The following is a 10,659-nucleotide window of genomic DNA, read 5'->3' as shown; positions in this document are numbered from 1 at the left end:
TCCGATTCATTTATTATTTTTCCCACCAATATTGTTCCATCCTTTTTGGATTCTTTGTGATTGATCGAATGTATGTGAATTGTTTTTTGATAGAGAAAATAATTTTCCAATTTTATTCGTTATATCAGCTAGAAATGCAGTAAGACCAATAATTAAAATGGAAACGAGTATAAAGTCAAAAAAATATTCCGCCATTTTAATGTTCCCTCCATCCACCATTTCAAAGTATTATTCTACTGCTTGTTAGACTGAGTTGTTCTAACAATATTGCAGCTTCAACTGATTGAAAGTTTATTTTATATTTATATGCTGCTCGAATTCATTATATAAATGCTGTTCCATTAAATTGGGGATTATAATGACTTTCAAAAATTTTGCTTACTTAAATATTCACCTTATTTTCTTATATGAAAAAATTAGAAAGAGATTATTGAGATGAAGAAAATAAAATTTAAAGGTTTTTTTATATTATTTTTAATATTCATAGTTGGAATATTCGGTTTTAATTACATTTATAAAAAGCTGAATGGTAATCCGGTTATGATAAAAGAAACAGCAGAATTATTAAAAGAACAAATGGAAGAGAAGTATGGGATTATCGTTATAAAAAGTGAAGGATTTTATACTACAGATATTGGCTATGCTGCAACTTTAACTACAGAAAGCGGTATTACGTTTGATGCATGGAGGCGAAAAAACAGTGATGTGAATTTTTACATGGAAGAGGTGTGGAGAAGAAAAGGAATAGATAAATGGGGAAATGCAGGAGATTTTATAACAGGGACAGAAAGTGTTGAATTAAACGTAGGATATAGAGAAGAAGGAAAAAAAGATGTTCATAAACTAATAAAGCCAATTGAAGAAGTGAACAATGATTTATGGCTAACTATTTATGTTGATTTAAAAGAAGCTTATAAAAAGGAAAAAGCGAAGGAAATAGAGAAAGAGATATTTAAATATTATCAATTCTTACAACAGAATGGAGCAGAAGAGGTTGAATTAATTGTAAGATACAACGAGAATTTCTTAAAACACGATACGGGTTCTTATATGATAATAAGAAATGCAGAAGGAAAACTTCCTAATATTAGAGATGTAGAAGATGTTTCAGAGACGTTAAATAAATAAAAGCATTTTCGATCCGATTGTTCTAATTGAGAATAATAAAGTTAAAAATTTCCTATTTATTCTTTTTTGCAGTCAAATATACATAATTATTGTCATTAATAATCGAAAAAAGTCGAACATGTTTAAAGCTTACTTATAAAGGGTATTGATGGATAAGACGTTTTTTAGACAAACTTTTGTTCTAAAAAAGGATATGCTAGGTTAACTTTTTATAGTATAATGAGATGGACATTACTAAATTAGAGTAATTTCAATTTTAAATACATCTTTGAAAGAGCTTACTCATTCTATAGTTAGAGGAGTGAAAGTTGTGGTTACATTATATACATCCCCAAGCTGTACTTCATGTCGAAAAGCAAAGGCGTGGTTAGAAGAGAACGATATTACGTATAAAGAGAGAAATGTTTTTTCGGAATCTTTAACGATAGAGGAAATTAAAGAGATTTTGAGAATGACTGAGGACGGGACAGACGAAATTATTTCCACTCGTTCTAAAATATTCCAAAAACTGAATGTTAATTTAGAAACAATGCCGTTACAAGATTTATATAATTTAATTCAGGAAAACCCAGGCTTGCTTCGCCGCCCAATCATTATAGATGAGAAAAGGCTGCAAGTTGGATATAATGAAGATGAAATCCGTCGTTTTCTACCAAGAAAAGTTCGTTCTTTCCATTTACGAGAAGCACAGAAAATGGTGAACTAGTCATATAATATGAAATAAAGATAAGGAGACTGGCCCTATATATGGCCAGTCTTTCTTGCAATATTTTGATTTAATTATTGCTTCTCCATCCTAAAATTTGCTGATAAAAGATGCTTGCAAAAATAATGAAAATCGTTGTTAAGTATGGGAGAAATTGAGCGATTACAGGTTGGGCCATTAAAAATGACTCGAATTGCTGTTCACTTATGATCATTTTTCCAGCCGTAAAAGCAAGCAATCCTCCGCCGGCATAAATGAGTGCAGGATAACGTTCTAATAGGACTAAAATAAATTTACTGCCCCAGATTATAATCGGGATGGAAATAATAAGTCCGATGACGACTAAAATAGTTCGGCCATTTGCTGCTCCGGCAATCGCAATAACATTATCAAATCCCATCAGAACATCAGCGAATACGATCGTCTGAATTGCTTTTCTAAAAGATGGGTGGCTTTTTATTTTACCGGTATCATGATCCTTACTAACAATTAACTGATAAGCAATATAAAGAAGAAATATCCCGCCAATGAGTTGGAGAAAAGGGATTTTTAATAAATAGACGGCAATCATTGTAATGATGATACGGAGAACGATGGCAATCAGTGTTCCGAGAAAAATTGCTTTATTCCGCTCTTTACTTGGTAAGTTACGACAAGCCATTGCGATGACAATCGCATTATCTCCGCCAAGGACTATATCAATTCCGATAATGACAAGCAGTGATAAAATAAAATCTTGTTCCATGACGTACCCTCTTTCAAGCTCTTAGCTTCATAATTTACTACTCGTACATTTATATGACTTGGACAAGAGATTATGAATTTTATTTGCTGCTTGTCTTATGATACGTCGAGCTGCAGCGCCTAGCTGCTCGTGTCATAAGCTGCTTCCGAATTGAAGATAAAGAACATCTTCTATTCGAAATCGTCTTATGCATGTCGCAGCTGATCAAGGCGCTTTCGCTTTTGGTGCATCGAGCTGCAGTGCCTAGCTGCTCGTGTCATAAGCCATTCAGGAATTGAAGGCAAAGAGCGCCTTCTATTCCTGCTTGTCTTATGCATGTCGCATCTGACCAAGGCACTTCCGCTTTTGAAAGATGGGTAAACAATTGTTTTTTGAAAATTGGGGTTTTTTGATTTCATTATATGAGTTTTTATCATAAAATAAGAGTACAAGATTATAAATGGCATTTTTGCCTTTAATAATAGGAAAGGGGACGAAGCTCTTTAATTTACGGTGGCTAACATTTCATAAAAAAAGAGGAAGTATTGGTTTCTTAAATTAAAACAGCTTTTCTCCAGAACACATGGATGGTATTCATAAAATACCGTATCGTTTTGTATAAAGATGGTGTTCAAGCTGAATATAAAGGACATATTGAACTCTGTCATTCACACTTTCACTTGGTTAATTTTAGCCAAAATTGGGTAAAGTGTAGAAAGTACAATTAGTCAGGGGTTTAGTTGTCCCTTCACAATCTTATAAGGAAGGGAAGGTTGTCAAATGGAAATTGAACGTATTAATGAAAATACAGTTAAATTTTATATTTCATATTTAGATATAGAAGAGCGCGGCTTTGATCGTGATGAAATCTGGTATAATCGCGAAAGAAGTGAAGAATTATTTTGGGAGATGATGGATGAAGTCCATGACGAAGAAGAGTTTATCGTCGAAGGACCGCTTTGGATTCAAGTGCAGGCACTTGATAAAGGGTTAGAAGTCATTGTAACAAAAGCACAGCTCTCAAAAGATGGACAAAAATTAGAATTACAAATTTCTGATGATAAAGTAAAAGAACTGCCAGTTGATGAGAATATTGAAAATTTACTTGATCATCATTTTAATAAATCTAATGAAGCCGGTGATGGAGATTCAGTTGAAGAGTTTGAGAAGCAACTGCAATTTGTTATTAAATTTGATGATTTAGAAAATGTTATATCACTTTCAAAATACACATTGGATGGCTTTGCAAATGATTTATATACATTGGATAACAATTATTATTTATTTGTAGAATTTGAAGATGATTTCCCAGATGAAGAGGTTGAAAATAAACTTAGTATTATACTGGAATATGGACAAGATTCTCGAATTACGATCCATCGCCTGCAAGAATACGGAAAATTAGTTGCAAAAGATAATGCTCTAAACATAATAAAAAAGCATTTTTCTTAAAAAATTAAGCCGATTTCATCTCTATGAAATCGGCTTTTTCCACTTTGGAAACTAGCGGTTTTTGAACTTTTAAAGTTACTATTTATTAAGTTGGTGGGAAAATGAAGAACACAATTAATGTGGCGTTATTTGCATCCTTCGTCATTGCGGTTTTATATATGACGAAAAGCTTTTGGGGAGATTGGACTGTCGGTGTTGTTACAATCCTTTTTACATTATCAGTTATATTTATCGCTTTTGTTATTTTTTTAGAGAATCGGAGCCCGGCCCAAACGATGACATGGTTAGTCGTTTTAGGCGGTTTTCCGCTCGTTGGCTTTTTCTTTTATTTATTTTTCGGCCGTAATATTAGAAAAAGAAGACTTTTTAAACAAAAAGCACTCGTTGATGAAAAAATGTTTCTTGAAATTGAAGGAAATCAATCATCATATCAAGATAAAATCAGTCTCATGGGAGACCATCAAAGACTATTATTCAGGCTTGCACACAGACTTGGACATAGCCCGATTTCTTTTACAACGAGAACAAAAGCACTTACAAATGGTGTCGAGACATTTGAGCATATTTTTGACGAAATAAAAAAAGCAAAAAAACATATTCATCTTGAATATTATATTGTCAGACATGATCATCTTGGTCAGCAATTAAAAAATATATTAATTGAAAAGGCGAAGGAAGGGGTCGAAATTCGCTTTCTTTATGATGCAGTTGGAAGCTGGAAATTATCACAGCAATATATAAAGGAATTGAGGCAGGCTGGGGTTGAAATGGTTCCTTTTTTACCAGTAAGAGTTCCGATTTTAAATAATAAAATTAATTTTAGAAACCATCGGAAAATTATTGTTATTGATCATTCAGTCGGTTTTGTTGGCGGCTTAAATATTGGAGATGAATATTTAGGGAAAAATAAATATTTCGGTTTTTGGAGAGATACACATCTTCTTATTAAAGGAGAGGCTGTTCGAACGCTTCAGATGATCTTTTTACAAGACTGGTATTACATGACGGATGAAAAACTTTTATATGAGAAATATCTTTCTATATCCAAAGAGGTGAAAGTAGAGGAGCATACAGGTGGAGTTCAATTAATTGCTGGCGGACCTGATAATAAATGGGAAGTAATTAAGAATTTATTTTTTTCTATGATTATGACTGCAAAAAAATCTATTTGGATTGCATCTCCTTATTTTGTTCCTGATGAGGATATTCTTTCTGCATTAAAAATTTCTGCTCTAAGCGGGATTGATGTAAGATTATTAGTCCCAAACCGGCCTGATAAAAAAATTGTTTTCTATGCATCACGCTCTTACTTTCCTGAACTGTTAGAAGCAGGTGTAAAAATTTATGAATATGAAAAAGGATTTATGCATAGTAAAATTGTGATTGTTGATCATGAACTGGCCTCTATAGGAACATCGAATATGGATATGCGCAGCTTTCATTTGAATTTTGAAGTTAATGCTTTTTTATATAAAACAAATAGTACACAAAAGTTGGTTGATGATTACAATGACGATATTGAACAGTCAAAACAGATTGACTTCGAGGGTTTTCAAAAGCGTTCTATTTTTCAAAAAATTATTGAATCACTTTCAAGGCTGTTGTCACCGCTACTTTAAAAATAAAAATTGTAAAATTGACTTAAAAGACTCACGAGTTTACTTTAAAAACTCATGAGTCTTATTTTTAAAAAAATTCTCTTCATTTCCCCTTAAAATCAAATTTTCGCCTTTTGCACTTTTTCTTTTTTTATAGAAGAATATTATTATCATGCTAAAAAAGAGGTGGATTCCAATTTTTATTGCAAAGATGGAAGGTGATCGGCTTTTAAATGTGGCAGATCAAAGGTGGAGCAAGGAGAAATTAAGGGAAATTAGACAGTATACATCATTTAAATGTCCGATCTGTTTCGAGGAAGTTGATCTTAAAGTTGGCTCTCAAATTACGCCCCACTTTGCCCATCAGAGACGTAATAATTGTGATATTGAAGTCGAACCGGAAAGTGAGTATCATTTAAACGGGAAGCTCCAGCTTTATAATTGGCTTCAAGGCAATAAGATAATAACGGATGTCCAGCTGGAGATGTACTTACAACAAATTAAGCAAAGACCGGATCTTTTATTTACATATGAAAATAATAAAATTGCGCTTGAATATCAATGCTCGACAATTGGCCTTCATTTATTTTCAAAACGGACGAAGCAATTAAAAAGCTTAGTAAATGATGTTAAATGGGTAATCGGTGCGAAAGAAATCAAGCGATTATCTAAAAATACATTCCGAGTTTCTCCATTTCAATGGCTTTTCATCCACACTGCCAATTCTCCGAAAATTTATTCTTATTGTGCAAATATGAAGGCATTTATTATCCTCCATCATATTATCCCTTTTTCTGCTCAAATCGTTTTTTCACAGTCCAAAACATATTATATAAATAATATTCAGTACAATGAACTCGTCAGCGATTCTGTTTCTTATGATGAAGTTATTAAAGAATGGTTTAGAAAGGTTCATCGTTTCAGGATGAAGCCACTTGGTTTTATGTCAAAAGAAATATCTTTCCTTAGTGAGTATCTCTATGAAAAGAAGCAGTTGTCACTAACTATGGCCCCATCTTATGCATTTATTCCATTAAAAAAAGCTTACTTAATTAAATCGAGCTGTTATCATTGGCAAACATGGATTTTACTTTATCTTGATTCAATTCCTCTTAGAATGTCATTTTCTTTACATGAAATTTGTTATTTTATGAGGAATAAAGTGGTGAGAAGGGAGACAGTTATAGGCCAAGAGCATATATCACTGGTGATCCATGAATATTTAAAAGTTCTTGCGGCTCTTTCCCTCTTAAATAATAAAGGTAAGTTTCAATTTGAAAAAATAAAGCAAATTAATTGGACGAAAAATTTATATGAACTTATTGATATAGATCGTCATTTAAAAAATAAACTATTGTTACTTTATCGCACATGAAATTCCCATTTTTGCACAATCTAATAAAAGGATTTCAAAATAATAAAGAGGTGATTTCTATGTTTCGTAGAAAAAGAAGAACTAACCCATTAATCTTCACTATTTCAGCAATCGGAGTCGGGGCATTAGCATATTATGTTACGAAAGAAGCAATGGAGAAAGAGGAGAGCACTAACGGAGATATGATGAAGGAAGCATTGCTCGCCGAGTTAGGAAATATTGATTTGTGAAATGTGATGGAATATGATAGAAATAGAAGCTAAAAAGAGAAGAAGATAATGGGTAGAAAAACAGCAAGAAGATCTGTATTAATCGTTTCGCTTATTTTTCTTTTTAGCTCCATTTCAGCAAGTGCCGTCTATGACGGAAATATTAAAGGGGGAATAGGGATGTCAAATCAGCAAGCAGCAGTAAAAAAGCTACCTGCAAGAAATGAAATTGACCCGAAGGATACTTGGAGATTAGAAGATATTTTTCCGACTGATGAAGCATGGGAAAAAGAATTTAATCAAATAAAGGAAGCATTGCCTCAAATCGGTGAATATAAAGGTAAGCTTGGAGAATCTGCAGACGTCCTATATGATGCACTAACATATCAAGACTCAGTAATGGAGAGGCTGGGTAAGCTTTATACATACGCACATATGCGCTACGATCAGGATACAACGAATTCTTTCTACCAAGGCTTAAATGATAGAGCAACAACACTTTATACACAAGCATCAAGCATTTCTTCTTATATTGTTCCAGAAATTCTTGCGATTGAAGAAGAAAAGCTAAAGTCATTTTTAAATGAGAAAAAGGAATTAAAATTATATGAGCATTCATTAAATGAGATTAATCGTGAGCGCCCGCACGTTTTATCTGCTGAGCAAGAAGCATTATTAGCTGAAGCTTCTGAAGTTTTAGGATCTTCAAGCAATACATTCGGAATGCTTAATAATGCGGATTTAACATTTCCAGCAATTAAAGATGAGAATGGGAATGAAGTGGAAATTACTCATGGAAGATATATTCGCTTTTTGGAAAGCGAAGACCGCCGTGTAAGAGAAGACGCTTTTAAAGCTGTTTATAAAACATACGGTGATTTTAAAAATACGTTTGCAAGTACACTTAGCGGTGCAGTGAAAAAAGATAATTTCAGAGCTCGTATTAGAAATTATGAGTCAGCAAGACATTCGGCATTAAGCAGTAATAATATTCCGGAAGAAGTATATGACAATCTTGTCAGCACGATTAACGAGCATTTAGACTTATTGCAGCGGTATGTTAAGCTTCGCAAAAAGGTTCTAAATTTAGATGAAGTCCATATGTACGATCTTTATACACCACTAGTGAAAGATACGAAAATGGAAGTAACATATGAAGAGGCAAAAGATTATCTTCTTAAAGGCTTAGAACCACTTGGCGAAGAGTATGTATCAGTATTAAAAGATGGCTTTGAAAATCGCTGGGTCGATGTACATGAAAACAAAGGAAAAAGAAGTGGTGCCTATTCTTCAGGTACGTATGGCACAAATCCTTATATTTTAATGAACTGGCAAAATAATGTGAATGATTTATTTACACTTGCACATGAATTTGGCCATTCTATGCACAGCTACTATACGAGAAAAACACAGCCTTATCCATATGGTGATTATTCTATTTTTGTTGCAGAAGTTGCATCCACGTGTAACGAAGCGCTTCTAAATGATTATTTATTAAAAACAATTGATGATGAGAAAAAACGTCTGTATTTGCTTAATCATTTCTTGGAAGGATTCAGAGGAACTGTTTTCCGTCAAACGATGTTTGCTGAATTTGAACATCTTATCCATAAGAAAGCACAAGACGGTGAACCTTTAACACCTGAATTGTTAACGAAAACTTATTATGATTTAAATAAAAAGTATTTTGGTGATGATATTGTTGTCGATGAGGAAATTGGTTTAGAATGGGCAAGAATTCCACACTTCTACTATAATTACTATGTGTATCAGTATGCGACAGGATATAGCGCGGCAACAGCACTTAGCAAGCAAATATTAGAAGAAGGTGAGCCGGCAGTAGAAAGATATTTAAATTATTTAAAAGCTGGAAGCTCGGATTATCCAATTGAAGTATTGAAAAAAGCCGGTGTTGATATGACATCAAAAGAACCAATTGAAGAAGCATTAAAAGTATTTGAAGAAAAGTTAAATGAGATGGAAGAACTGTTAGTAAAACTGGATAAGTAAATGTAAAAAAGGAATGCTAATTTGCATTCCTTTTTAAAATCCTTTAAATGTTTTTCGATGATTAACCATATACAATGTCCATAAAATTGCGATGAATAGTAATGGTGAAGTGATATAAATCGGAAAAATCTCCATTAAGGCTAAAAGATTAAGGAAAAATAAGATGATAATAGAAACAAAGCTTATAATAATCCATTTTGCTTTCAATGCTTGCCCCTCCTCATTTTATTATATATGAGGAGAAAAAGGAGTTTATCCCTATTTGAAAAAGAAGCAAGAGGGAAAAAGTTGAGGTTGGCGACTAAATTATGACATATTTATGAACAAAAGATAGATCTCTTTCAAAAGTCGACAAAATTTGATATACTTTAGTCAGTGAAATTAATCACATTAAACATTTACCCCTTTGTTTGACCGTGAAAAATTTCTCCCATCCCCTTTGTTGTCGTTAAGACATAGAGAGACTTCGTTACGAAAACGGAGTCTTTTTTCTTTTTTATCTGCATAAAACCCTTCTCTTTTATAACTGCAAGCAGCTTATCTTACATATATTTCAAAATGGTATATAAGGAAATTTGTCGAACGAATATTTTAAGTGTATAGATGGAATAATGATTATCTTCCTTGTATTCAAATGTTTGAAATAAAGGGACAACTTAATATATTGGTGACAGGGAAAAAAACAATATAATAGAAAAAAATTTAAGGAGAAAATAAATAGTGAAAATACAGGTGCTTATTTATATATATCTAGCTATTGCTCTCATCGTGAGCAGAATCCCTATTTTAAAAATTTATACGGCTCTTTGTAATACGCTCATTCACGAAGTATTCCATGTTATATGTGCTGCATTATTAAGCGGGAAAATATTTCATAAGATTATATTAAATAATGATGCCTCAGGGCTTGCGGCGACAACTGTTAATTCTAAGTTTGCAAGGATCGTTATTGCCTATGCAGGCTATACAGGCTCATCGTTCACAGCGGTAGCGTTATTTTATTTAATAAATAAAGGTTATTTTCATATGATTATTTCTTTTTTTATTGTTCTTAGTATTATTTCTATCCTATTATGGATAAGAAATGTTTATGGATTTGTATGGGGAATATCACTCATTCTTTTATTAAGTTTTCTTATCTATAAAAATTATGAGGTACTCATTATCCATACAAGCATATTTCTATCAGCTGTTATTCTTCTTCAGTCTATATTTTCTGCTTTTGCTGTATGTAAATTAAGTTTTATCCGCCGTAAGGATGCTGGAGATGCTACGAGCTTGGCGAGAGCAACATTCATTCCGGCTGCTGTGTGGGGTATTGTATTTTTTGCTCAGTCACTTTATGCGGGATACTTCGTAATGAAACATTTTTTAATATAATTTGTCATAAGCGTGTAAGGTAAGCAAAGTTGCCTGCCGCTTTTTTATCCCAGCCTTAACGGGCAATAAGACTCCCA

Annotated in this window: 11 protein-coding genes; 8 read left to right on the top strand and 3 right to left on the bottom strand. The window is 32.9% G+C overall.

Translation table 11 applies throughout. From position 1 onward, the window contains the following. Nucleotides 1-6: 6 nt before the first annotated feature. A complete protein-coding gene (locus tag BFA01S_RS18870; RefSeq protein WP_066234449.1) occupies nucleotides 7-195 on the bottom strand; it encodes a hypothetical protein in 189 nt (62 codons plus the stop codon). A gap of 240 nt (nucleotides 196-435) precedes the next feature. On the opposite strand from BFA01S_RS18870, the gene BFA01S_RS18865 reads away from it, so the two are divergent. Further along, complete coding sequence (locus BFA01S_RS18865) at nucleotides 436-1,128, top strand: hypothetical protein (RefSeq protein WP_066234446.1); 693 nt, start codon at nucleotides 436-438, stop codon at nucleotides 1,126-1,128. A 310-nt stretch (nucleotides 1,129-1,438) separates the two neighbouring features. Further along, a complete protein-coding gene (gene spxA / locus BFA01S_RS18860) occupies nucleotides 1,439-1,834 on the top strand; it encodes a transcriptional regulator SpxA (protein ID WP_066234444.1) in 396 nt (131 codons plus the stop codon). Nucleotides 1,835-1,904: 70 nt separating this feature from the next. Here spxA and BFA01S_RS18855 read toward each other — a convergent pair whose 3' ends face one another. Then, on the bottom strand, nucleotides 1,905-2,579 hold the full coding sequence (locus tag BFA01S_RS18855; protein WP_066234441.1) for a TerC family protein: 675 nt from the start codon (nucleotides 2,577-2,579) through the stop codon (nucleotides 1,905-1,907). 759 nt (nucleotides 2,580-3,338) lie between these two features. On the opposite strand from BFA01S_RS18855, the gene mecA reads away from it, so the two are divergent. The 5 genes from mecA (at nucleotide 3,339) to pepF (ending at nucleotide 9,202) form a co-directional block, all read left to right on the top strand. Next, the gene (gene mecA, locus BFA01S_RS18850; protein WP_066234438.1) at nucleotides 3,339-4,010 is read left to right on the top strand and encodes an adaptor protein MecA; all 672 of its coding nucleotides are present in this window, start codon (nucleotides 3,339-3,341) and stop codon (nucleotides 4,008-4,010) included. Between the two features lie 101 nt (nucleotides 4,011-4,111). After that, nucleotides 4,112-5,629: a cardiolipin synthase gene (gene cls, locus BFA01S_RS18845; protein ID WP_066234436.1), complete on the top strand. Its 1,518-nt coding sequence runs from the start codon at nucleotides 4,112-4,114 to the stop codon at nucleotides 5,627-5,629. A 151-nt stretch (nucleotides 5,630-5,780) separates the two neighbouring features. After that, nucleotides 5,781-6,983 (top strand): competence protein CoiA, encoded by a 1,203-nt coding sequence (locus tag BFA01S_RS18840; protein WP_066234433.1) that lies wholly within the window; start codon nucleotides 5,781-5,783, stop codon nucleotides 6,981-6,983. Between the two features lie 59 nt (nucleotides 6,984-7,042). Next, complete coding sequence (locus BFA01S_RS22580; RefSeq protein WP_156483906.1) at nucleotides 7,043-7,213, top strand: hypothetical protein; 171 nt, start codon at nucleotides 7,043-7,045, stop codon at nucleotides 7,211-7,213. Between the two features lie 159 nt (nucleotides 7,214-7,372). Next, nucleotides 7,373-9,202 carry an oligoendopeptidase F gene (gene pepF / locus BFA01S_RS18835; RefSeq protein WP_066234452.1) on the top strand — a complete coding sequence of 610 codons (1,830 nt, stop codon included), beginning with the start codon at nucleotides 7,373-7,375 and terminating at the stop codon, nucleotides 9,200-9,202. Nucleotides 9,203-9,235: 33 nt separating this feature from the next. On the opposite strand, the gene BFA01S_RS22955 is transcribed toward pepF, so the two are convergent. Next, nucleotides 9,236-9,409, bottom strand: coding sequence for a hypothetical protein (locus BFA01S_RS22955; RefSeq protein ID WP_169800509.1), 174 nt, complete (start codon nucleotides 9,407-9,409; stop codon nucleotides 9,236-9,238). A gap of 513 nt (nucleotides 9,410-9,922) precedes the next feature. Between BFA01S_RS22955 and BFA01S_RS18830 the strand changes: the two genes are divergently transcribed. Next, nucleotides 9,923-10,582 carry a M50 family metallopeptidase gene (locus BFA01S_RS18830; protein ID WP_066234430.1) on the top strand — a complete coding sequence of 220 codons (660 nt, stop codon included), beginning with the start codon at nucleotides 9,923-9,925 and terminating at the stop codon, nucleotides 10,580-10,582. Nucleotides 10,583-10,659: the final 77 nt, after the last annotated feature.

Source organism: Metabacillus fastidiosus NBRC 101226, assembly GCF_001591625.1.
Taxonomy (GTDB): domain Bacteria; phylum Bacillota; class Bacilli; order Bacillales; family Bacillaceae; genus Metabacillus; species Metabacillus fastidiosus.
This window is presented reverse-complemented; position numbering and strand designations above follow the sequence as displayed.

Bases quoted from the DNA above. Each gene is read 5' to 3' on its own strand.
- BFA01S_RS18870 (WP_066234449.1), bottom strand. From the start codon at position 195: ATGGCGGAATATTTTTTTGACTTTATACTCGTTTCCATTTTAATTATT.
- BFA01S_RS18865 (WP_066234446.1), top strand. From the start codon at position 436: ATGAAGAAAATAAAATTTAAAGGTTTTTTTATATTATTTTTAATATTC.
- BFA01S_RS18855 (WP_066234441.1), bottom strand. From the start codon at position 2,579: ATGGAACAAGATTTTATTTTATCACTGCTTGTCATTATCGGAATTGAT.
- mecA (WP_066234438.1), top strand. From the start codon at position 3,339: ATGGAAATTGAACGTATTAATGAAAATACAGTTAAATTTTATATTTCA.
- cls (WP_066234436.1), top strand. From the start codon at position 4,112: ATGAAGAACACAATTAATGTGGCGTTATTTGCATCCTTCGTCATTGCG.
- BFA01S_RS18840 (WP_066234433.1), top strand. From the start codon at position 5,781: ATGCTAAAAAAGAGGTGGATTCCAATTTTTATTGCAAAGATGGAAGGT.
- BFA01S_RS22580 (WP_156483906.1), top strand. From the start codon at position 7,043: ATGTTTCGTAGAAAAAGAAGAACTAACCCATTAATCTTCACTATTTCA.
- pepF (WP_066234452.1), top strand. From the start codon at position 7,373: ATGTCAAATCAGCAAGCAGCAGTAAAAAAGCTACCTGCAAGAAATGAA.